At 63.9% G+C, this 22,510-nt stretch carries 21 protein-coding genes and 1 pseudogene; 6 read left to right on the top strand and 16 right to left on the bottom strand.

Translation table 11 applies throughout. The annotated features are described in order from the left end of the window. Positions 1-56: 56 nt before the first annotated feature. The 3 genes from IB262_RS31190 to kdgD are packed head-to-tail and all read right to left on the bottom strand — an operon-like array spanning position 57 to position 3,000. Entirely contained in the window at positions 57-929 is an 873-nt protein-coding gene (locus tag IB262_RS31190) for an amidohydrolase family protein (protein WP_246802769.1), read from the bottom strand. Further along, positions 926-2,068, bottom strand: a complete 1,143-nt coding sequence (locus IB262_RS31185; protein ID WP_192494210.1) for a mandelate racemase/muconate lactonizing enzyme family protein — start codon at positions 2,066-2,068, stop codon at positions 926-928. Before IB262_RS31185 ends, IB262_RS31190 begins: the two co-directional genes overlap by 4 nt. A 20-nt stretch (positions 2,069-2,088) precedes the next feature. Next, the gene (gene kdgD, locus IB262_RS31180; protein WP_113554898.1) at positions 2,089-3,000 is read right to left on the bottom strand and encodes a 5-dehydro-4-deoxyglucarate dehydratase; all 912 of its coding nucleotides are present in this window, start codon (positions 2,998-3,000) and stop codon (positions 2,089-2,091) included. Between the two features lie 298 nt (positions 3,001-3,298). Between kdgD and IB262_RS31175 the strand changes: the two genes are divergently transcribed. Together IB262_RS31175 and IB262_RS31170 are read left to right on the top strand one after the other, a co-directional pair. Continuing rightward, a complete protein-coding gene (locus IB262_RS31175) occupies positions 3,299-4,087 on the top strand; it encodes an NAD(P)-dependent oxidoreductase (RefSeq protein WP_060520899.1) in 789 nt (262 codons plus the stop codon). A gap of 108 nt (positions 4,088-4,195) precedes the next feature. Then, entirely contained in the window at positions 4,196-4,933 is a 738-nt protein-coding gene (locus IB262_RS31170; protein WP_113081106.1) for a FadR/GntR family transcriptional regulator, read from the top strand. Positions 4,934-4,954: 21 nt separating this feature from the next. Here the strand turns inward: IB262_RS31170 and IB262_RS31165 are convergent, their stop codons facing one another. The 5 genes from IB262_RS31165 to pcaD form a co-directional block, all read right to left on the bottom strand. Then, positions 4,955-6,010 (bottom strand): 3-carboxy-cis,cis-muconate cycloisomerase, encoded by a 1,056-nt coding sequence (locus IB262_RS31165; protein ID WP_060520905.1) that lies wholly within the window; start codon positions 6,008-6,010, stop codon positions 4,955-4,957. Between the two features lie 105 nt (positions 6,011-6,115). Then, positions 6,116-6,730 carry a protocatechuate 3,4-dioxygenase subunit alpha gene (pcaG, locus tag IB262_RS31160; RefSeq protein WP_192494209.1) on the bottom strand — a complete coding sequence of 205 codons (615 nt, stop codon included), beginning with the start codon at positions 6,728-6,730 and terminating at the stop codon, positions 6,116-6,118. Next, the gene (gene pcaH / locus IB262_RS31155; RefSeq protein WP_034801800.1) at positions 6,730-7,479 is read right to left on the bottom strand and encodes a protocatechuate 3,4-dioxygenase subunit beta; all 750 of its coding nucleotides are present in this window, start codon (positions 7,477-7,479) and stop codon (positions 6,730-6,732) included. The genes pcaG and pcaH overlap by 1 nt, the downstream gene beginning before the upstream one ends. 12 nt (positions 7,480-7,491) lie before the next feature. Beyond that, positions 7,492-7,896, bottom strand: coding sequence for a 4-carboxymuconolactone decarboxylase (pcaC, locus tag IB262_RS31150; RefSeq protein ID WP_034801802.1), 405 nt, complete (start codon positions 7,894-7,896; stop codon positions 7,492-7,494). Continuing rightward, on the bottom strand, positions 7,889-8,701 hold the full coding sequence (gene pcaD / locus IB262_RS31145) for a 3-oxoadipate enol-lactonase (RefSeq protein WP_060529790.1): 813 nt from the start codon (positions 8,699-8,701) through the stop codon (positions 7,889-7,891). The genes pcaC and pcaD overlap by 8 nt, the downstream gene beginning before the upstream one ends. Before the next feature lie 93 nt (positions 8,702-8,794). On the opposite strand from pcaD, the gene pcaQ reads away from it, so the two are divergent. After that, the gene (pcaQ, locus tag IB262_RS31140; protein ID WP_034801846.1) at positions 8,795-9,721 is read left to right on the top strand and encodes a pca operon transcription factor PcaQ; all 927 of its coding nucleotides are present in this window, start codon (positions 8,795-8,797) and stop codon (positions 9,719-9,721) included. A 32-nt stretch (positions 9,722-9,753) separates the two neighbouring features. On the opposite strand, the gene IB262_RS31135 is transcribed toward pcaQ, so the two are convergent. The 6 genes from IB262_RS31135 to IB262_RS31110 form a co-directional block, all read right to left on the bottom strand. After that, positions 9,754-11,439 (bottom strand): Na/Pi cotransporter family protein, encoded by a 1,686-nt coding sequence (locus IB262_RS31135; protein WP_060529789.1) that lies wholly within the window; start codon positions 11,437-11,439, stop codon positions 9,754-9,756. Between the two features lie 22 nt (positions 11,440-11,461). Continuing rightward, the gene (locus IB262_RS31130; RefSeq protein ID WP_034801808.1) at positions 11,462-12,067 is read right to left on the bottom strand and encodes a histidine phosphatase family protein; all 606 of its coding nucleotides are present in this window, start codon (positions 12,065-12,067) and stop codon (positions 11,462-11,464) included. Beyond that, positions 12,064-13,164: an ABC transporter ATP-binding protein gene (locus tag IB262_RS31125; RefSeq protein ID WP_034801810.1), complete on the bottom strand. Its 1,101-nt coding sequence runs from the start codon at positions 13,162-13,164 to the stop codon at positions 12,064-12,066. Before IB262_RS31125 ends, IB262_RS31130 begins: the two co-directional genes overlap by 4 nt. After that, on the bottom strand, positions 13,161-14,906 hold the full coding sequence (locus tag IB262_RS31120) for an iron ABC transporter permease (RefSeq protein ID WP_051659593.1): 1,746 nt from the start codon (positions 14,904-14,906) through the stop codon (positions 13,161-13,163). Before IB262_RS31120 ends, IB262_RS31125 begins: the two co-directional genes overlap by 4 nt. 61 nt (positions 14,907-14,967) lie before the next feature. After that, on the bottom strand, positions 14,968-16,089 hold the full coding sequence (locus IB262_RS31115; protein ID WP_060529786.1) for an ABC transporter substrate-binding protein: 1,122 nt from the start codon (positions 16,087-16,089) through the stop codon (positions 14,968-14,970). Positions 16,090-16,221: 132 nt separating this feature from the next. Continuing rightward, on the bottom strand, positions 16,222-17,058 hold the full coding sequence (locus tag IB262_RS31110) for a MurR/RpiR family transcriptional regulator (protein WP_112976808.1): 837 nt from the start codon (positions 17,056-17,058) through the stop codon (positions 16,222-16,224). A gap of 398 nt (positions 17,059-17,456) precedes the next feature. Here IB262_RS31110 and IB262_RS31105 point away from each other — a divergent pair, with 398 nt between their 5' ends. The 3 genes and pseudogenes from IB262_RS31105 (at position 17,457) to IB262_RS31095 (ending at position 19,320) form a co-directional block, all read left to right on the top strand. After that, positions 17,457-18,365 (top strand): histidine kinase dimerization/phospho-acceptor domain-containing protein, encoded by a 909-nt coding sequence (locus IB262_RS31105; RefSeq protein WP_192494208.1) that lies wholly within the window; start codon positions 17,457-17,459, stop codon positions 18,363-18,365. A gap of 12 nt (positions 18,366-18,377) precedes the next feature. Further along, a pseudogene (locus IB262_RS31100) lies at positions 18,378-18,611 on the top strand (ATP-binding protein); the annotation flags it as partial. A gap of 97 nt (positions 18,612-18,708) precedes the next feature. Beyond that, positions 18,709-19,320: an outer membrane protein gene (locus IB262_RS31095; RefSeq protein ID WP_192494206.1), complete on the top strand. Its 612-nt coding sequence runs from the start codon at positions 18,709-18,711 to the stop codon at positions 19,318-19,320. A gap of 364 nt (positions 19,321-19,684) precedes the next feature. Here the strand turns inward: IB262_RS31095 and IB262_RS31090 are convergent, their stop codons facing one another. Together IB262_RS31090 and IB262_RS31085 are read right to left on the bottom strand one after the other, a co-directional pair. Continuing rightward, on the bottom strand, positions 19,685-21,247 hold the full coding sequence (locus IB262_RS31090) for an ABC transporter substrate-binding protein (protein WP_192494228.1): 1,563 nt from the start codon (positions 21,245-21,247) through the stop codon (positions 19,685-19,687). Between the two features lie 114 nt (positions 21,248-21,361). Then, positions 21,362-22,186: a creatininase family protein gene (locus tag IB262_RS31085; protein WP_034801818.1), complete on the bottom strand. Its 825-nt coding sequence runs from the start codon at positions 22,184-22,186 to the stop codon at positions 21,362-21,364. Positions 22,187-22,510 lie beyond the last annotated feature (324 nt).

Genomic DNA, 22,510 nt, shown 5'->3' with positions numbered 1-22,510 from the left:
GCATGCGAAATCTCCATGTTGTGGGTTCCACGGGCGCCTCCCAGCACCCGCGGCAACTACACCGCGGCGAAGGCCGGCAGCTTGAACAGGCGTTCCGGGTTCTCGACGAGAGCCAGATGTCTGGCCCGTTCGTCCGGAAGCCAGCCGAGCACGAGGTCTGCCAGCCGTGCATCGTCGGGATAGTCTTCTGTCTGGCGGATCATGTTGTGCGGCCAGTTCGAGCCCCAGACGATGCGCTCTGGCGCATGCGCGGCGATCTTCCTGGAGACGGCTGCGACATCCTCATAGGGCCACCCGTCGCGCGAACTCTCGTAGACGCCGGCGAACTTGAACCAGACATTGTCGCGATCGATCAGCTTCAAGAGAGCCGCGATCTCCGGTCCATCCGGATCGACGCCGGCAAAGAACTTGCCGTGGTGATCGAGCACCCAGCGTGACCGGATGCCGGCCAGCCGCGGCAGATGGTCGAGCAGCCGGTTGCCGTCGAACTGCACGGCTATCATCCAATCTGCCGCATGTGCCCGCGCATCGACCGCTTCCAACGCATCGAGCCCCACCGCCCCTCCAGGCAGATCCATGATACGGGCACCGACAACGCCCGCGTCGCTGAGCGCGCCGATGTCCGCATCGGACGTGGTTTCGTCGATGACGGCGACGCCGCGCGCGATATCGCCCATATCGGCCAGGCAAGCGAGCAGATTGGCGTTATCCTTCTGATGGGCGTTGCCCTGGGTGATGATCACCCGGTCGATGCCGAGCCAGTCCATGACCTGGCGGTAGGCGGCAGCATCCGGCAACGGCTCAACCGGCAAAGGCGGGCCGCCGGGAAGCGACGGAAACCCCGGCAGATACATGTGCATCTGCGCGTCGACCGTGCCCGTCGGCAAGCGCGGTTCAGGCGGGCGGCCGGTGAGGGTTCGCTCGATCATTGCGCTCTCTCGGGCATCTTGAACCTGGCGAGCGCGTCACGGTCGATCTCGATGCCAAGGCCGGGCGCATCGGGGATGGCAACGACACCGTTGACCGCCTCGATCGGCGCCTTCAGCACCGCCTGCCGGAACGGGTTTTCCGTCCGGTCGAACTCCAGGATCGGTTCGATCGGGTTGACCCGCACCGGATCCGGCGTCATCGCCGCCATGAACTGCAGCGCGGCAGCGATGTGCACGCCCGTGCCCCAGACATGCGGCACGATGCGAACGCCGTGCAGCGTCGCAAGGCTCGTGATCTTCGCCATCTCGGAAAAACCGCCGCAGCCGCAGAGATCCGGCTGCAGGATGTCGACGGCACGGCTTTCGATCGCCGGCCACATGCCATAGCGGCCATGCCAGGTCTCGCCGCCGGCAACCGGGATCGGTTGGCCGGCCCTGACCGCGCGATAGGCGGAAAGCTGTTCCGGCACGACCGGCTCCTCGAACCAGTCGATGTCGTAGTCGGCCGCCGCCTTGCCAAGCCGGATCGCCTCGGTGACGGTGTAGCCGTGGTTGGCGTCGATCATCAGCCGCATCTCGTCGCCGATCGCCTCGCGCACGGCACGAATGACCCGCAGATCTTCGTCGATGCCGAAGCCGATCTTGATCTTGCAGGCATGGAAGCCTTGCGCCCGGCGCTCGGCCATCTCCAGCGCATTGTCGGAGACCCGGTCGACGCCATCGCGCTTGAAGCTGCCGGTCGCATAGGCGCGCACGCTCTCGCGCCAGCGCCCGCCAAGCAGCATGGAGACGGAGGCGCGATAGTGTTTGCCCTTGATATCCCAGAGCGCGATATCGATGCCGGAAAGGGCGGTAATCGCAAGCCCGCGCTGCCCCTGATCGCGCAGCGCGTTGTAGAGGATCGCCCAGAGCTTTTCCGTCTGGCGCGGGTCCTGGCCGATCAGCCAGGGCGTGTACGCCGCAACCACCGCCGCATTCGGCCGCGCCGGGCCGAGGCACTCGCCCCAGCCGATCGTGCCGTCGTCGCACTCGATCTCGACCAGCACATGGGCGCGACGGTCAAAACGCATGGAGGCGCTTTCGAACGGCACGGCCAGCCGATGTTCGAGAAGGTGGGTGCGGACGGCGACGATCTTCATGGGCTATCCTCGCAAAACGCTCATTTCTGACGCTTGTTCGCACCGATGAGCGCGTCGAGCATGGCGACTTCCTCCTCGGTCAAGTCTTTCAGCGGCGCACGCACCGGACCGGCATCAAAACCCTGCAGCCGCACGCCGGCCTTGATCGCCGACACCGCATAGCCCTTGGCGCGGTTGCGGATGGCCATGAACGGATAGAAGAAGTCGTTGAGGATGCGCTCGCAGGTGGCGCGCTCGCCGGCGCGAAGGGCGGCATAGAACTCATTGGCAAGGCCCGGCACGAAGTTGAAGACGGCCGAGGAATAGGTGGTGAAGCCGGCACCGAGATAGGCCTCGGCAAACAGTTCCGCCGTCGGCATGCCGCCGAGATACATCAGCCGGTCGCCCATCTTGGCGGTGACCTGGCGCACCAGCCCGATGTCGCCGGTGCCATCCTTGAAGCCGATCAGGTTCGGGCATTCATCGCACAGCCTTGCAAGCGTATCGGCCTGCAGCACCGCGTTGTCGCGGTTATAGACCATGACGCCGATGCCGACCGACTGGCAGATCTTCTTCACATGGGCATAAAGCCCTTCCTGCGGCGCATCGATCAGATAGTGCGGCAGAAGCAGGATGCCGTCGGCACCGACGCGCTCGACCGAACGAGCGATGTCGACCGCCATCTCCGTGCCATAGCCGCAGCCCGATACGATCGCCGTGTCGCCGGAAACGTCCTTGGCCGCCCTGACGATGCCGGGGATCTCGTCAGGCTTCAGCGAAAAGAACTCGCCGGTGCCACCGGCCGCAAACAGAACCGGCGCCTTGTAGCCGGCCAGCCACTCGACATGCGCCCGATAGCTGTCCGGCGCAAACCGACCCTCCGCATCGAAATGCGTCACCGGGAACGAAAGCAGGCCCGATCCAAGCGCGGCCTTGATCTGCTCAGGGTTCATTTCGTGCGGGTCCTCCCTAAAACTCGACGCGCCTACTAAGCAAGTCATCACACACATGTCAATACGTCGTAATACAAGTCATCATATAAGATCTGCGGGTCGCCTTTGTACTTCGAAAGCGACGTGACGCCATAAGGCCGAAATTCGGCGCCAAACGCCGCCAAGAGATCGCTCCTTAACAAATTCGCCTCATCGCGAGAGCATTGCAATAGAGATGTATTATATGTTAGCGGATATCATATGATATGTGGGCGCATCGATCGCGGTGAGCGCCTGCACCGGCTTGGGGGGACAGGCGATGGAACGACTTCTGATCACCGGCGCGGCGGGGCAATTGGGCCGCGTCATGCGCGAAAGGCTGGCGCCATTGGCAAGGACGATCCGTCTAGCAGATCGCGCGCCGCTCGATCCGCCGGGTGAAAACGAGGAATGCGTTCAGTGCGACCTGGCCGACCGGGGCGCCGTCAACGAGCTTGTCGTCGGATGCGATGCGATCGTGCATCTGGGCGGCATTTCGGTCGAACGGCCCTTCTCGGAAATCCTCGACGGCAATATTCTCGGCCTCTACAATCTCTATGAGGCGGCGCGCGCCAACAACAAGCCGCGCATCCTCTTTGCCAGCACCAACCACACGATCGGCTACTATCCGCAAGGCGAACGGCTCGGCCCGAACGCGCCCTACCGGCCCGACGGGCTCTATGGCGTGTCGAAGTGCTTCGGCGAAGCGCTGGCGCGCATGTATTTCGAGAAGTTCGGCCAGGAGACCGCCCTGGTCCGCATCGGCTCCTGCCTGCCCGAGCCCGTCAACTATCGCATGCTCTCCACCTGGTTTTCCCATGACGACTTCGTATCCTTGACGGAGGCCGTCTTCCGTGTGCCGGTTCTCGGTTGCCCGGTCATCTGGGGCGCCTCGGCCAACGACGCCGGCTGGTGGGACAATTCGCATGTTTCCTGGCTCGGCTGGCGCCCGAAGGACAATGCCGAAGTTTTCCGTCAGAAAGTCGCCGAAAACACCCCCACGCCGCAGCCGGGCGACTCTCTCGTGCGCTATCAGGGCGGCGCCTTCGTCGATGATCCGATTTATTGAGACATCACCCTTGGTTCCCGCGCATTGCAGCCAGCCATGGATTGCGCCCTTGATCGGCAATGGCGTATCCAGACACAAAGCACCCAAGTCGCAGAAACGGCCATTCCCATGAGCAACGTCCCCGCCTCCGACCCCCCCGCCTCTCAAGGCAAGACGCTGGTGGCCAAGGTAACGGACGCCCTCAGCGGCCAGATCGGCGCCGGGCATTACAAGCCTGGCGACCGCCTGCCTTCGGAAGCGCAGCTGACGCAGGAATTCGGCGTGAGCCGCACGGTCGTGCGCGAAGCGATCGCGGCGCTGCGCTCCGGCGGGCTTGTCGAGGCGCGGCACGGTATCGGTGTCTTCGTGCTGGAGCCTGCGCCTTCGACCCCGCTGCCGTTCCACGGCATCGATCTTGCGCGCGTCTCTTCGCTGATCGAAATGCTGGAACTGAGGACCGCCGTCGAAGGCGATGCCGCAGCGCTTGCCGCCCTTCGCCGTTCGCCGGCCCAGGAAGAAAAGATCGCCGAAGCGTTCGACAGTTTCTGCGAGAGCGCCGCGCAGGGGCGGCCGACGGCGGAGGCCGACTTCAACTTCCATCTGGCGATCGCCCAGGCGACCAACAACCCGCGCTTCAGCGAGTTCCTGCAGATGCTCGGCACGGCGCTCATTCCCCGCCGAGCGGTTTCGGAGAGCGGCGAGGAAACCGTGCTGGCGTCTGCGGAGCTGTCGCGATTGATCGCCGAGCACGAGGCGATCCTCATCGCCATCCAGGATGGAGACGAGGAGCAGGCGCGCAGCGCCATGCGCCAGCACCTCAAGAACAGCCAGGTGCGCTACCGCTCGATGTTGCGCGCGGCCCGCTGAGGGATCGCGTCACCAGCCCGCTCAGGCGCGGCCAAGCCGGCGTATGTTGCCCACGAGTTCGCCAGCCAGACGAAGCGCTGCCGCCGTCGCACCAGCCATCTGCGGCATAATCAGCCATTCCAGCGTCCAGGCGGCGCCGGAACGCTCCTGTTCGTGGATCAGTGCATGGTGCATGCCGGAAAGCTGGGTCGCGTTGAACCGCGCGAGCGCCACCAGAACTTCGGCTGCCACCGGGTTCTGCTTGTGCGGCATTGCCGACGATCCGCCGCCGCCCGCAAGCTCGATCTCGTCGCCCTGCTGCGCCATCAAGGCGATGTCCTGGCCGAACTTGCCGAGGCTGCCCGTGACCAGCGACAGGGCATTGGCGAAGTCCGCCACCTCCGAGCGCTGGCTGTGCCATTGCGGAAAATCGGCGAGATCGAGTTCTTCGGCAAGCGTCGCGCGCACGTCGTCTGCCCGGTCACCGAGCTTCTCCAGCGTCCCGGCGGCGCCGCCGAACTGGACGGCGAAGAGATCGCGGTCCATGGCTTCCAGCCGGTCCTTGTGATCGAGCAGCGGCTCAATCCAGCTGCGCAGCCGGTCCGACACGGTAATCGGGATCGCCGCCTGCATACGGGTGCGCCCCATCAGTCCGCGCTCGCCCCATTCGTTGTCGCACTCCTCGAGCACCGTGACGATGTTGCCGAGCCGGACGGCGAAAAGCTCGGCCACCGCCTTCATCCTGAGCATCAGGCTGGTGTCGATGACATCCTGGCTGGTGGCGCCGTAATGCACATAGTCTGCCGCCTCGCCGCCGACGATCAATCGCAACTGTCGCACGAGTTCCGGAACCACCACCCCGTCGGCCGCCACGGCCCGCCTCAGCGCGCTGACGTCGGGCGAAAAGGCGCGGCACGCCTCGGTGATCCGGTCGGCAGCCTTGGCCGGAATGATGCCGTGCACGGCCTCGGCCCGCGCAAGCGCCGCCTCGAAGGCGAGCATCGCATGGATATCGGCGGAAGCCGAGAACTCGGCGGCAACCGCCTCATCCCCCAGCAACCCGGAAAGATAAGGGTGGTCGAAGGCGGAATAGGTCATGATTTCCCCGTTTCTGGTCGCGGATGCGGCTCGCCGAACGAAATGCCACCTGCTGCCCTGAATGCCGCCCATGCGGCACTCCATGTCCAGGCGTGACATTCCTGTTCAGATGTCGAGGAAGACCGTTTCCGTCTCACCCTGCAGGTGAATGTCGAAGACATAATTAGGCGCCGTTCCGGTCGCGACAAGCGTCGCGACGCGATGGCGATGTTCGATGCGCGCAAGCAGCGGATCGGCAGCGTTGGCTGCCGCCTCGTCCGGGAAATACATTCGGGTGTGAAGCCCTATGTTGATGCCCCGCGCGACGATCCAGAAGGTGATGTGCGGCGCCATTCTCCGGTCGTGGCTGTAGGGAACCTGCCCCGGCTTGATGGTCTCGAAGGAAAAGACCCCGTCTTCGGCGCCCGTTGCACAGCGCCCCCAGCCGGTGAAGTTTGCGTCCGCAGCACCGCGTATCTCGGTCGGCGAATTGTAGAACCCGGCGGCATCCGCCTGCCAGATCTCGACGAGTGCGTCTTTCAACGGCGCGCCGGCGCCGTCGATCACCCGTCCGGTGATAGTAATGCGCTCGCCACGCGTCTCAGCGTTCACCATCCGCGATCCGAGGTCAGCCTCGTAGACGCCGGTGATGCCGCAGAAGTTCGGGGTGAGGCCGATATGCACGTAGGGCCCGGCCGTTTGCGAGGGCGTCTCCTTGAGGTAGCCGAGTTGTTGAACCATCAGTTGCCCTCCAGCCGGTTCTCGAACAGTGTCGAGCGGCGTCCCCGCAGCACGATATCGAACTTGTAGGCCCGTGCGTCGAAGGGAATGGTGTTTGCCCAGTCGAGCGGGGCGATCAATTGTTCTACCGCCTGGCGGTCCGGGATGGTGTTGACGATCGGACACTTCCAGATCATCGGGTCGCCCTCGAAATACATCTGGGTGATCAGCCGCTGCGCGAAACCATGGCCGAAGACCGAGAAATGGATATGCGCCGGGCGCCAGTCATTGACGCCGTTCGGCCAGGGATAGGGGCCGGGCTTGATCGTCCGGAAAGCGTAGCCCCCTTCCGCGTCGGTTATCGTGCGGCCGCAGCCGCCGAAGTTCGGATCGAGCGGCGCGAGATAGCTTTCCTTCTTGTGGCGGTAGCGGCCGCCGGCATTGGCCTGCCAGAATTCGAGCAGCGCCCCAGGCACGGCGCGGCCACGCTCGTCGAGCACGCGGCCATGCACGATGATGCGCTCGCCAATGGCGCTCTCACCGGGCTTGGCGAAATTGTGGATGAGGTCGTTGTCGCGTTCGCCGATGACCGAGTGCCCGAAGACCGGGCCGGTAATTTCCGAAATCGTGCCGTCGAGTGAAAGCAGCGCCTTTTGAGGCGAGCGCAGCACCGAGGTCTTGTAGCCCGGCGTCAGCGCCGGCGCATGCCATCCACGGTCGCGTGGGAAAAAGGCGCCCGTCTCCGGCTTTCCATTGGTTCTGTCGGACATCGCTTCCTCCCGTCAGGCCGCCGTGCCGGCATCGATCTCGGCAAAGACCTGCTTGGCGATCTTGATCGCGTGGTTGGCCGCCGGCACGCCGGCATAGATCGCCACGTGCAGCAGCGCCTCGCAGATATCCTCGCGGGTCGCACCGGTGTTGGCGGTCGCCCGCACATGCATGGCAACCTCGTCATCCTGGCCGAGGGCGGCGAGCAACGCGATCGTCACGATCGAGCGCTCACGCTTCGTCCAGGTCGGCCGCGACCAGACATGGCCCCACGCCGCTTCGGTGATCAGCTCCTGGAAGGGGCGGTCGAATTCGGTGGAAACCGACTGCGTCCGATCCACGTGATTGTCGCCGAGCACCGCACGGCGCGTGGCCATGCCCTGGCGATAGCGATCGGAGGGCGCAGAAGCGTCACTCATGGGTCCTGTCTCCATGCATTGCAATTTCGAAGAAGGCGCGAAGCACCGCGGTCAAGGCTTCCGGGTTTTCGACGCAGGGAATGTGACCGGCATCGCGGATGACTTCGTAGCGCGCGCCGGGAATGAGGCGGGCGGTGGCAAGCACGACATCCGGCGGCGTCGAGCCGTCCTGATCGCCGACGACGCAAAGCGTCGGCACGGCGATGCGGGCTGCCGCCTCGGTATAGTCGGCGTCGCGGATGGCGGCGCAGGTGGCGACGTATCCGGTTACAGGCTGACGGACGAGCATGTTGCGATAGCCGGCATAGGCGATGTTTTCCGGGCGGCGAAACGCCGGCGTGAACCAGCGCTCGAGCACGCTATCGGCAATCGCCTCGATGCCGTGTTCCTCGACCGCCGCGATGCGTGCGGCCCAGGTCTCGGCCGTGCCGATCTTGTGCGCCGTGTCGCAAAGGACGAGCGCCCGCACCAGATCGGGCCGTCGCTGGTAGAGCGACTGCGCAATCAGGCCGCCGACCGACAGGCCGCAGATGATCGCCTGCTTGACCGAGAGCATGTCGAGCAGGCCGGCAAGGTCGTTCGCATGGTCCTCGATCGCATAGGGTGTGGGCCCGATATCCGAGAGGCCATGGCCGCGTTTGTCGTAGAGGACGATGGCAAAATCGCCGGCAAGACGGACGATGACATCGCGCCAGATGCGAAAATCCGTGCCGAGCGAATTGGCGAAAACCAGCACCGGCCGGTCGCCGGTGGCGCCGATCACCTGATAGTGGATCGTAATGTCGTTGATACGGGCAAACTGCACGGGCTCTCTCCTCCGCCACCAAATTGGATATTTAATCTGGTTAGGTAAAATGATATTTCATGGCATTTCATTAACTTGAGGGTTATGAATTCCATGATCGACGCCCGGGTCAAGTTTCGCCATCTACAGACATTTGTCGAGGTCTCCCGGCAGAAGAGCGTGATGAAGGCGGCCGAGCTGCTGCATGTCAGCCAGCCGGCCGTGACCAAGACGATCCGCGAACTCGAAGAGGTGCTTGGCGTCGCGGTCTTCGAGCGCGACGGGCGCGGCATCAAGATAACACGCTATGGCGAGGTGTTCCTGCGCCACGCCGGTGCGGCGCTGACGGCGCTTCGGCAAGGGCTCGATTCGGTCTCGCAGGAACGGTCCGGCGACGGCGTTCCGGTCCGCATCGGAGCGCTGCCGACCGTCTCGACACGCATCATGCCGCACGCCATGACGCTGTTTCTCAAGGAGGAGACCGGCGCCCGCATCAAGATCGTCACCGGCGAGAATGCAGTCCTCCTCGAACAACTGCGCGTCGGCGATCTCGATCTGGTCGTCGGGCGGCTTGCGGCACCGGAAAAGATGACCGGCTTTTCCTTCGAGCATCTCTACTCGGAACAGGTGGTCTTTGCCGTCAGGGCTGGACATCCGCTGCTTGCCGGCGCCCATTCCACCTTTGCGCGGCTCGCCGACTTCCCGGTCCTGATGCCGACACGCGCCTCGATCATCCGCCCCTTCGTCGAGCGCTTCCTGATCACAAATGGTATTGCCAGTCTGCCGAACCAGATCGAGACCGTGTCCGACGCCTTCGGCCGGGCCTTCGTGCGGGCGAGCGATGCGATCTGGATCATCTCCGCCGGTGTCGTCGCCGCCGATGTCGACGATGGCACGATCGCAATCCTGCCGATCGACACAAGCGAAACGAAAGGTCCTGTTGGCCTGACCATGCGCGCCGACGCGGTGCCGCCGCTCGCCCTTTCTCTGCTGATGCAGACTATCCGAGAGGCGGCGACAGCGGTCTCAGCCAAGCTCTAGCAGCGCCTGGCCGATCGACATCGCCTCTGCGATCATCTCGCACCGGCAACCGCTCCGACGTTGAGAATTCGGCTGCTGCTCAACAGGCCTGCGGCCTGCACCAGCGGATAACCGGCGGCTGCGATATCGGAATTGATCCGGTGGAGGTCGCGCACGAGGTCGATGAAGAGGGCATTGTCTCTCGCACCGGCCGCCGTCTCCACATGCTCGCCGCCGAGATGCCGGCGCACGATTTCATCTTCGAGTTCACGGAAGCGGTCCTTTTGGGCCGCGAGCCGCGATGCGGCCGCGACGTCGCGGGAGGAGAGGGCCGCAGGCAACAATCGCAACGAGGCCACGATCACCTCCGAGAGCGCCTCGATCGCCGCACGCTGGCTGACGGTGAACTGAATGTTCTGCTTGATTTTCGCCCTGATGCGATCGGCAAGGCTTAGCTTGATGACGTCGCCCGCATGTTCGAGATTGCTCGCAAACAACATGATCTCATGGGCTCTGCTCGTCTCTCCGGCCGGCAACCCGTCCTGTGTCAATTGTCCGAGATAGGCGTGCACCGACGCCATGTAATTGCCGAGCCGTGCATCCACGGGCAGCAGTTCCTTCAGATTTTCGAGCCTGCCGGCCTGTAACGACGTCAGCGCCATCCGGAACATGCGCTCCAGCAATTCGCTCATGCGGATCGTTTCGGTCGTTGCATTGCTGAGCGCGATTGCCGGCGTCTCCAGCGACATGCTGTCGAGATAGCGCGGAGACGTCAAGGGATCGCCAACGACCGGCGCTGGCGGGACAAGCCGTTCCACAAGGTTCACGACGAACGACGACAGCGGCAGGAACACGGCCGCAACGACCAGGTTGAAGGTGACGTGAAGACCGACCGCGACATGCAACGGATCGGTGGGTAGACGGCCGGCAATATCGACGATCTGCCGCGCGAAGGGCAGCAGCGACACGGCCAGAAGCCCGCGGCAGAAGAGATTGGCGACCGGCAGCTTGCGGGCAGATGGCGGCTGGTCGAGCGTGGCGCTGACCGCCGGAAGTCCGCCGCCGAAATTGATTCCGAGGATAAGCGGGACGGCGCCGGCGACTTCGAGGCTGCCGTTCATCAGGAGCGAGGCGACGAGCAGGATGACGGCAAGCGTCGAGTGGAACAGCCATGCAAGCATTGCACCGACGAGGAAGCCAAGCACGGGCTCCGTCGCGACCGCCTGCAGGACATCGTGGAAAAGCGTGGCTTCGCGCAGTGGCGCGGTCGCCGACACGATCACCTTCAAGGCCATCAGCATCAGCCCGAGGCCCATCAGGATGCGGCCGGCGTTACGCGGTCGGAATTCGCCGGATACGCTGAATGCGATGTATCCGGTCAGGAGAAACAGCGGAGCGAGCACGCCGGCAAGCGACGAGCCGGAGGCAAAGAGGCCGGAGACGAGCGCGGAGCCGATATCCGCCCCGAGCAGGACGGCGAGCCCGGTCTGGGCCGAAATCGCACCGGCGCCTGCAAGCCCGGCAACGATCAGCGCCATGGCCGTGGCGCTGCCGAGCACGGCGGTCGCAAGGACCCCGCCACCGAAGGCGGTAAGCCGGTTCGACAGGCGTTCTTCGACAAAGCGCTGCAGCCGGTCGCCCCAGCCGCGCATGACGCCAGTGCGCACCATGCGAACGCCCCACAGAAGCAGCGCCACGCCACCCAGAAGTTCCAGGATAACGAATGTTCCGGAGTTCATCTCATGCCCCTCGCCGCAAGTATCAGTCGGCGACGAAGTCGTCGGGTGCGACAGATCCGATGTTGTAGCCCTCCAGCTGCGCGGTCATGCTGCCGCGCCGCGGGAAATGCAGGATGGTCGCCGTCCCCGGCGTGACGGGGACGACGCGCGACGGGGGAAGATCGAGGAATTCGTGGCAGGCGGCGCGCACCACGCCGCCATGGGCAACCACGAGCAGGTCCCCTTCGGTGCGCGACATCCAGTCATGCACGCCTTCGGCCACGCGGCCGCGAAAGGCGCCCCAGGTTTCGCCGTTGGCCGGCGTGAACGTACCGGCGCGCCATGCGGCATATTCTTCCGGCCGCTCGGCGATCAGATCCGGCTTGCGTCGTCCCGTCCATTCGCCCATGTCCAATTCGCGGAAGCGCTCGTCGGTCGGCGCGTCCGGGTGACCGATGAGGGCGACCGTCTGCCGGGTGCGGCCGAGATCGGAGGCGATAATGCGAACCGGCTTCAACGCCTTGGCGTAGGGGCGGAACCGCCTCACCTGCGCGACCCCGCGCTCGGACAGGAGCGAGTTGTCCTGTCCCTGGAGGCGTTGTTCGGCGTTCCACTGGGTTTCGCCGTGGCGCATGAGGATGAGCCTCATTGTTGGATCCTTTCTCCGGTGGCGGCGAAAACCGCATCGGGGGTGCGAATGAAGGAAAGGGGGATCGGCTCCCCCGGTGTGGCGGTGAAGTAGCTGTCGGCCATGGCCGTAACGCGCAGGTCGCCGACCATGGCGGTCACCATGGTTCGGCCCGCGATCGGTGCTGCTTCGGCAAAGCGGGCCATAAGCGACGGTGCTCCGGCGACCGCGCCGACGCTGACGTCTTCGGCACGGAAGAGCAGTTGCGCATCGTCGCGGCCGGCCGCCACGGAAGCCGGCGCTAGCACCATATCGCCGAAGACGAGGCCGTCGCCGGCGCGGTGCACCGGTATCAGGTTTGCCGGCGGCGTGCCGAGGAAGGTCGCAACGAAGGTGGTCTGCGGATTGCGCAGGAGATCGATCGGCTTGCCAAACTGTTCGACGCGGCCGTTGTTGAGCACGGCGACATGGGTCGCCATGGTCATCGCCTCGACCTGGTCGTGCGTGACGTAGACCGATGTCGCCCCCGTCGCCCGGTGGATGCGCATCAGCTCGCTGCGCATCTCGATGCGCAGCTTGGCATCGAGGTTCGACAGCGGCTCGTCGAACAAAAGAATGCTCGGCTGTGGCGCGATCGTGCGGGCGATCGCCACGCGCTGCTGCTGGCCGCCGGAGATCTCGGCCGGATACCGTTCGGCAAGCGTGTCGATGCCGAGAAGCGAAAGCACTTCCCGCACACGCTGCTCGCGCTTGTCGCGCGGCCATCTGGCGACCTTCAGCGGCCAGGCGATGTTGCCGGCGACCGTCATGTGCGGCCAGAGCGCATAGCTCTGGAACACGAGCCCGGCGTTGCGCTTGCCGGCGTCGGCAATGACGCCGCCCGCGCCGCTCGAGACGGTCTGCCCGACGAAGGCGATTTCGCCTTCGCTCGGGCTTTCAAGCCCGGCCAGCATGCGCAGAAGGGTCGACTTGCCGCAACCCGAGGGGCCGACGAGCACGAGAAAGGACCCCGCCGGTACCGAGATGTTGACGTCCTTGACGGCGGTAAAGGCGCCAAAGCGTTTGACGAGGCTGCGGATCTTGATGGCGTCCGCAGTGCCGGTTGCTAAAGCATTCATGGTGCTTTCCATTTCTGGACACGGTTCTGCAGGCTGTGGGCCACGAAGGAGGCAGCCAGGCAGACGACGAGGATGACGAGGGTGATGGCATTGGCGAACTGCAGGAAGCCTTCCGCAGCATAGCGATAGGCGACCATGCTCAAGACCGGCGAGGTGGCGGTGAACAGCAGCACGACCAGCGAGAGATCCCGCACCATCTTGACGAAGACGAGGATCGCGCCGGCAAAGAGGCCCCGGATCGCGAGGGGAAAGATGATCGCGAACAGGCGACGGATCAGTCCCGCACCCGTCAGCCGGGCGCTTTCCTCGATGTCGGCGGAGATCTGGCCGAGCACCGACCGCCCCGACTGCACGGCAAAGGGCAGATTGTGCGCCGATGCCGCGATGACCAGCAGGGCGAAGGTGCCGTAGAGCGAAGGCAGCGGCCCGATCGGCGCGCCGAAGAGCGCGATATAGGCCGCGGCAAAGGCGATGCTCGGCACGAGAAGCGGCAGGAAGGCGAGCTGGCTCAGCAGCGTCGCGAGCAGGCTGCCGCGGCGCTGGACGATGGTATAGGCCAGCCCAAGACCGAGCAGCATCGTGGTGAAGGCGACGACCAGCCCGAGACGGATCGTGTTCCAGATCGCGTCGATCAGCACCGGATTGCGGAAGATACCCGCCTGCCCCTGCGCCATCTCGCCGCCACCTTCGCCGATCCAGAAGTGCAGCGTCCAGTTGGAAAACAGCGCGCCGCTCTGCGGTGCCAGGCTCGACGCGGCCAGCACGAGGACCGGCAGCACCGTGGTCAGAAACCCGATGATGACGGCGATGGCAAAGAGTGGCCAGCGCCAGGCGCCAAGCGGGAAGCGTTTGGTCCGCCCGCCTTTGCCGGTCACCGTGATGAAGGCCTTGCGACCGGAGACGATACGATCGGAGAGCCACAGGAACAGTGCCGACACTGCAATGAGCAGCAGCGCAAGCACGAAGCCGCGTTCGTTCTGCCCGGTCTCGATCATGCCGAAGAGACGGGTAGAAAGCGTCTGCATCCGCACCGGCAGGCCGAGCAAAGCGGGTGCCGCGAAATTGGCGACGGCACCGGCGAAGGTCAGCGATGCCGCGGCAATCAGCGCCGGCGTGACCACCGGCAGGATGATGCCGAAGAAGATGCGCGGGCGCTTGGCGCCGGCCATCTGGCCTGCCTCGACGAGATCGGCGCCGACCGAACTCAAGGCCGCGGCGATGATCGTATAGGCGAGCGAATAATAGTGCGCGATCAGCACGATCGCCGTCGGGATGAGCCCCCAGGCGAGCCAGTCGGGAATGGCAAGGCCGCTGGTTTCGAAGAAGCCGGCCGAACCGCCGAGACGCGAATTGCGAAACAGCGTGCCCCAGGCAAGGGCTGCGGCAAAGCTCGGGATCATGTAGGGCAGCGACGCCATCAGGCCGAGGAAGCGGCGGCCCGGCACGTCCGTCAGCACCACAAGCCAGGCAAGGAAGCCGCCGATGAGCAGGCAGCCGGCGCCGACGCTGAAACCGAGGATCATGGTATTGAGGAGCGGCCGCCACCAGAGGTTGGCCGAGAGCGGGCTGGCGAGCACGGCCTTCCAGGCCGCCATGCCCTCAGGCGTCAGCGTCGTGAAGAGGATGCGCAAGAGCGGAGCGACGACCAGGATCGCGACGATGGCGACGAGAATTGCCGGCAAGAGGAAGCCCGATCGGAGCAGCCGGCTGCCCGATGGTGCGGATATCGATAGGGATGTCATGTCAGAGCCTCGGCGTCTGTCGGCACGCGTTTTGGAAAAGCGTGCCGACAGACGGTTTCCGTTACTGGAGCGTGATGATCAGGTCGGCAATGCGCCCGCGCGCGGCGGCCGTCTTTGCCGGGTCGATCGTCCAGGCCTTTAAGTCATCGAGCTTCACCGAGTCCGGATGGTGGGCGATGGTCTTGCGGGTCGCGTAGTCGCCGGGGACGTTGAAGGGCTCGAAGCCCGCCCCGCCGGTCGGCGTATCGTCGCCGAACATGAAGTCGATCAGCAACCGAGCGGCCGCCGGATGCGGCGCCTTGTCTGCGACCGTCAGTACCGCCGGAAACAGGATGCCGTTGGCCGGCTCGACATTGTTGGCGATCTGCAGCGCCCAGCCCTCCTTCTCGTTGTCACGACGGTCGGAATAGGTGCCGAAACCGACGGGCGGGCTCTTGGCGTTGACGTCTCCCACCGACTTGTTGAGCACGTCGCTGTTGGGAACCAGGATCAGGTCGTTGGCGAAGAGGTCCTTGATGAACTGCTCACCGGCGCCCTGAAGATCACCTTCAACTTCGATATCCTTGCCGAAATGCGCCTTGTAGGCGGCGGCCATTTCGTCCGGATGCAGCGCGATCTCGGTCAGGAGATCGAGAAGTTCGCCACGCTGGCTCGGGTCGACCATCAGCACCCTTCCCTGCCATTCCGGCTGGGTGAGCTGCCAGAGATTACTGACGGGCGAACCATCAGGAAACGCCTTCTCGTTGTACATCAGCACCTTCGTCGAGAGGCGCTGGGTCAGGAGCGGCGCCTTGTAGCGGTCCTCCAGTTCGTTCGCGACCCGCGGCGGCACGTAGTTCACGATCCGCTTCCCCTCCAGAAGCTTGGTGAACACGACAGGCGTATCGGCGATATAGAGCACGTCGACAGCATGCACACCGGCCTGTTGCTCCGCTTCGACACGCGCGATCTGCTTGGTCGAACTCATGTCGAGGCCGATGAGGTCGATGCCCGGATAGGTCTCTTCGAAGGCCTTCTCGATCTTGGCGATGCGGCTCGAAAGCGAGAAGACTGTAACGCTTCCCTCCTTCTGTGCGAGCGGCAGCAGTTGCTGCGGCGTCAGCCCGTCGAGATCGGACGCCATCGTCAAGGATGGCAGTGCGAAGCATGCGGCAAGTGCGGCACTGGTCAGTTTTTTCAGCATTTCGTTCTCCTCCCTTTATAGTTCCCCGCTAGAGCATCCTGCCTTCAAGTGGGATCACTTGCGGGGCGGAAAGATGCTCTAGAATCAAAGTATTAGAACGTCCCTTGTGCGTTCCTGTGAACGCAGGCGCTCCTAGTCGAAGTCGTTGAACAACTCCGACAGCTTCTCCAGCCTGCCGATCACCTGCCCCTGGTGGCGGCCGGCGATCGTCAGCACGATGGCGTTGACGATCGCAAACGGGATCGTCGGTGTCTGAAATTCGCTGCCCGAGCGTCCCCTCGGCGCTGCAAGCATCAGATCGGCAGCGGGCTCCATCAGCGGCCCGACCAGATCGGAAACGAGGATCGAGGGCGCACCGACCCGTGTCGCATGCCGCATCAGCGGGGCGTAGCTTTGCGGCTGTTTACGAAAGGCAAGCGCCACGATGAGGTCGCCTGCCTCCATGCTGACCAGGCGCTCGGCGATGTCCCGGCCGCGCCCCGTCAGCTGGATCGTGGTCATGCCGAAGCGATCGAGGCGACGCTGCAGGAAGCCGGCCACGGATTGCGCATGCCCCTGCCCGAAGATGAAGACGCGACGTGCGGAAAAAATCATGTCCGCGGCCTTGTCGATATCCGTCTGCTCGACGGACCGGGCGAGCGTTTCGAGCGCGCTGATCTCGGCCGCAATCAGATCGGTCAGGTAGTCGCCATGCTCGACCTTCGAGACCGAGCGGCGCATGCGGTTGGCCGCGTCCTGGTCGTCCAGCACCTCGCGCTGCAGCTGCGCGCGAAGATCCGGAAAGCCCTTGTAGCCAAGCTTCTGCGCCAGCCGGGTGGCGGTGGCCTCATGAACGGAGGCGCGCTGGGAAAGCTGCGGGCCCGACAGGAACGCGGCCTCCGCCCGGTTTTCCAGCATGGTGGTGATCAGCTTCTGATCCGCATCGGTAAGCCGCCTGGAATGCGTCTTAATGCGATCGAGTATCGTCATGACGTCCCCGCAAGTTCATTTGCAGGATCCATCGTTCCTGCAATTTTCCGTGCCGTCAATAATGGCGATGCAAGAATCTTTGCAAGGGTCTGCAATGGGTGATGCCTCCTGTCTGTAGATGGGGTCCCGGCCCTGCAGGTTACCGGCTAGACGCCCCAACAAGGCTACCTGCGCGCGCTCCCGGCAGGACAACCTGCAACCTGTGCGTTTGCCCGACAGATTCTTTGCAAAGCACCGCAAACCGATGCCGCCGGCCGTGATTGCGCCGAACAAGCTAAGTCCCTCGAACGATTGCTCCTCCGATTTCGGCGCTCTCTCCACGCAACCCACACACGGCCTCAACGAATCCTGTGCCTGCCGGTTGCACCGCTGATTGCAGAGAAACTCCGAGAACCACCATGAGCGATCCCCAAACGACAGACCTTACCTTCGGCCCAACCCCGGGCAGCCGTCCCAGGAAACGGGAATGGGCGATCGGAGGCTTCAGCTGGCTTCTGACGAAACACATGTTTCTGGCGGTGACGGCCACCATTGGGGTGCTGACGTCGGGATCGTTCATTTACATGTACGTCCTCTATCTGACGCATCCCGACGCGGTCCTCGAGCCGGTCACCCTGGTCGAGCTCCTGGTTATGGCCGCAGTGCTCACCGTCAGCCTCATCATCGCTGCCATCATTGGCAGTCGCCTCAGCCACCGGATCGTGAACGCACTGGTGCTCATCCGCGATGCCGCAAAGGCGATCGCGATGGGAAATTTCTCCACCCGCGTGCCCGTTCGATCAAGACGACTGGGGGAGGTCGACGATGTGATCGACCATTTCAACCGGATGGCTGAACTGCTGGAGAACGCAGAGAAGGAGTTGCAGTACCAGAACAACGCCATTGCCCATGAGCTGCGAACGCCGCTGACGGTGCTGCGGGGCCGCCTGCAGGGAATGCGCGACGGCGTCTTCAAGCCAACCACCGAGCTTTACGATGGTTTGATCGGTCAGATCGATCACCTGACCGGCATCGTCGAGGACCTCCGCATCCTGGCGCTCTCGAATGTAGGGCGGCTGGAGCTCCGGTTGGAGCCAGGCGACATGGGCGAAGAGGTCGAGACCGCCGTAGCCGCGATGCTCGGCGAGTTCGACAAGGCCGGGATGCCGGTATCGCTCAACCTCAGTCGGGCGCCGATGATGCTTGATCGCGGCAAAGTGCGACAGGCCTTGCTTGCGATCATGCACAATGCCACCCGCTATGCGTCCGGAAGCCGGCTCTCCATCGTGGCGAAGATGAGAGGTTCGGAGGCAATCTTCCAATGCTAGGATTCCGGCCCTGGTATGTCCGACGTCGACATCGAGCACGCGTTTGATCGGTTCTGGCGCGCGGATGACTCCCGATCCCGGGCGAGCGGCGGCAGCGGTCTCGGCCTGTCGGTGGTTCGCGCGATCGCCGAGGCCCATGGAGGTTCGACCAGCGCGAGGCGAAACGAGTTCGGCGGCATGACCTTCGAAATCGCCTTGCCGACAGACTGCGGGAGCAGAGGCTCGCAAAGCGTACTCTCTCCATGAAAACCGGATGAACTCTGCGCGGAACCTGCAAGCAGATGAGGCAAACCGATCGCATTGAACGGGCCGGACCGGTCCGCGACAATAAAGGAAACGATCGATGACACTCAACTTCAAGACGGCCGCGCTTGCTCTGACCGTTGCCGCAGCCGCTTCGACCGCACAGGCCGCTGATTTCAACAATTCGGGCGTCGACTTTGCCAATGTGGATCGTTGGACGGGGGCCTATGCGGGCGGCCACATCGGCACCGGCTCCTCGAACCAGAAGGGCAGCAAGAACAAGATCAACGGCGGCGTCCAGGTCGGCTACAATCAACAGTTCGGCGATTTCGTGATCGGTGGTGAGATCGAGGCGGCGCGCGCCGGCGGCTTGCAGTACCAGGTTGGCAAAGGCGGCGCCTTGCAGCAGACCTGGAGCGGTACGGCCAGGGCCAAGGCGGGCTACGCACTCGACAACGTGTTGCTTTACGGCACGGTGGGCGTCACCACCGCCCGCTTCGAGAGCAAGGGCACCGTAACCTCACGCGATCGCTGGCACACGGGCTGGACCTATGGTGCGGGCGCAGAGATGGGATTTACCGAAAACATCTCCGGCAAGGTCGAATATACCCAGACCCGCTTCAACGGCGTGGACTCCGCGATCGGTGGCGTGAAGGGCTCGAACAATCTGGTCAATCACGCGATCAAGACGGGCCTGAACTTCCGCTTCTGATCTCGACACGACCGATTCTACTGTCCCCCTAGCACCGGTCGGGTGAGCAGCAACACTTCGCCAACCGGCGGCGCCTCGGCAGGCGCAGACTTCCTCGCTTCGGGTATTCCGCGGTTCCGTACAGGGCGCACGGCTCTGTATCCGCTGCGCTCCACACTGGGGAGTTGCAAGATGTAGTCACTGGAACAGGCCGATCAACGCCCTGCCGTTGGCCGCCGCCAGCCGGACATTGTCGCGGTCGTTCACCCGCCCCCCCCGGGGACCACTGGAGAGTGAAATCTCCAGCGCCCCGGGCGGGACGGGACGAACGCCCGCCTAAGTCACGCGAGAAAATCGAGCTCGCGCCCAGCCCGGATCGGGTGAGTTACTCCTCGATGTCGACCTTGTCGAAGCGATGCGAGCCCAGAGGCTCCATCACGTAGTTCTTCACCTTTTTCGACATCGGCAGCACGACGGTGGAGTGTGCGATCGGAACCCAGGGCGCCTGATCGCTGATGATCGCCTGGGCCTCTTCGTAGAGCTTCGTCCGCTCGCCCTGGTCCGAGCTGGCGCGGGCCTTCTGGAAGATCTCGTCGAGTGGCTTGTAGCACCAGTTGGCATTGTTGCTGCCACCGACGCCTGAGCAGCTGAAGAAGTAGCTGAGCAGGTTGTCGGGGTCGCCATTGTCGCTCGTGCCGCCGAGGATGATTGCGCCGTCGCGCGCCTTGTCCCGCGACTTCTTGAGGTATTCGCCCCATTCGTAGGAGACGATCTCGACACCGATGCCGACCTTGGCAAGATCCGCCTGCATCAGTTCCGCGGCGCGGCGGGCATTCGGCATATAGGGGCGGCTAACGGGCATTGCCCAGATCTTCATCTTCAGATCCTTGACGCCGGCCTCGTCGAGAAGCTTCTTGGCCGCCTCCGGATCGTAGCCATAACCCTCGATCCCGCCGTTATAGCCCCACATGGTGGGCGGCAGGACGCTCTTGGCGATCTGACCCATGCCCTGGTAGACGGACTCGACGATCGCCTTGCGGTCGATCGCCATGTTGATGGCGCGGCGCACCTCCAGCTTGTCGAACGGCGCGACCAAGGTGTTCATCGCCAGATAGGAAACGTTGAGGCCCGGTTGCTCCATGACGTTGAGGTCCGGATTTGCCTTTAGCTTGGCGATATCGGCCGGTGCCGGATACGGAGCGATATGGCATTCGCCCGCCTGAAGCTTCTGCATGCGGGTGGTCGGGTCGGTGGTGATCGCGAAGATGAGATTGTCGATCTTCGGCGCGCCATCCCAATAGTCGGCGTTGGCGGCAAAGCGGATCGCCGCGTCCTGCTGGTAGTCGACAAAGCGGAACGGTCCGGTGCCGACCGGCTTGCGGTCGAGGTCCTCGCGCCGCCCGTCTGCCGCCAGCTTGTCGGCATATTCCTTCGACACGATCGAGCCGAAGTTCAGCGCGAGCTTCGACGGCAGCGACGCATCCGGCTGGTTCAGTACGAACTTGACGGTCCTTTCATCGACCTTGACGATCTCCTTGATCGCCGCCGGCATTTCCATCGCGTTGAACATTTCCCAGTTCGCGCCGGCGAAATAGCTGTGCCACGGATCGTCCTTGTCCATCTGCCGGTTGAAGGTGAAGAGCACGTCGTCGGCATTGAAATCGCGCGTCGGCGTGAAATCGTCCGTCGTCTGGAACTTCACGCCCGCGCGCAGTTTCAGCGTGTATTCGAGATTGTCGGCGGAAATGGTCCAGCTTTCGGCAAGGCCCGGGACGACATTGGTGGTGCCGGGCTCGAATTCGGTGAGGCGGTCATAGACCGTCTCGGCCGAGGCGTCCCAGGTGCTGTTAGCCGAGTACAGTGCCGCGTCGAAGCCTTCCGGCGCGCCTTCCGAGCAATAGACGAGCGTCTTTGCCATGGCCGGCGTCAGCGCGGCGCCTGAAAGCATGGTGGCAGCGAAGAGCGTTACAAGGGTGTTGCGCGTCCGCGCGAATTTCACGTTCATTGGTTTGTCCTCCCTAAAGGAATGGAATGCGAGTGCCGGCCGATGGCGCCGGAAGGATCATTCGGCCCTGCCGGCCGTGGTGCCGAGCCCGCGGCCGGGGGTCCAGACCGGATCCGGCGTGGTCCAGAGCACGTCGTTGCGGATCAGCTTCACCAGTTCGCTCGCCTGAAGATCGAGGAAACGCTCGCCCTTTGCAGCCGTTGCGCTGCGCGGATCGCCCCAGGTGCCGGTAACCGGCGCGCGCTCGGAGAAGGAATAGAAGCGCGACACGTCCGCCGGCACGTCGACAGGGTGCTGCTGGTTACCGAAAGCCTGACCGAACATCTCGGTCTTTACCGCGTCCGGCACGATCGCCAGCATGACAGAGGCCTCACCTTCGCAGGCATGGTGGGCGCCGGTGTCGACTTCGAAGATTTTTGATGCCTCCTCCGTCGCCAGCATCCACGGCGTCGTCGCGACGATCGGCATGGCGAACTCGACCGCCAGTTCGCGCACGGCGACCGCCAGCGGATCCATGTTGCCGCCGTGACCATTGACAATGAACAGGCGCTGGAAGCCGAGCGTCTTCAGCGAGCGGACGATGCAGCGGAGGACGCGGCTCAGCGTATCGTAATCGAGCGTGATCGTGCCGCCGAAGGGCAGGTGATGTTCGCTCATGCCAGTCCACAAGCCCGGAAGGACGGCGACCGGAATGTCGTCGGCCACCAGCCGGGCAGCGCGGATCGCGGCTGCCGATGCGCTCGCGGTGTCGGTGATGACGGGCAGGTGCGGGCCGTGCTGCTCCAGCGAGCCGATCGGCAGGATTGCAAGCGCCCCCGGCTTGCCGGCAATTTCGCGCAGGCTCGGCGCGGTCATGCGCGCCCATTCAACTTCCTTGGTCATGTCAGGCCTCTTTCATGTCATCAAAGCAAATTCTGTTCGCCGCCTCGCCGGCGACACGCGCCGTCTGGCGTCCGCGGGCATCGACCCGCAGGGTCACCGCGCGCCCATCCGATTGCCGCAGGCTGACGAAAGGCGTCGAGCAGCGTTGGGTCAGTCAATCTCATCTCCGGCAAGCGGCGGGGTCGCGAAAAGGCGGTCCCGATTGGCAAGCGCCGCCCGATGGCGGCGGCTACAAATTTGCACAGTCGGAAATATCAATCAAATTATTTTTCCTATAAGAAAATTATATTTCTCAAACTATCGAAATTGCGCATCAAATGGCAC

The sequence above is a fragment of the Ensifer sp. ENS02 genome (genome assembly GCF_014851885.1).
GTDB classification, from domain to species: Bacteria; Pseudomonadota; Alphaproteobacteria; order Rhizobiales; family Rhizobiaceae; genus Ensifer; species Ensifer adhaerens.
Note: the sequence above shows the minus strand (reverse complement) of the source record. Positions and strands in the feature narration are given on the sequence as shown.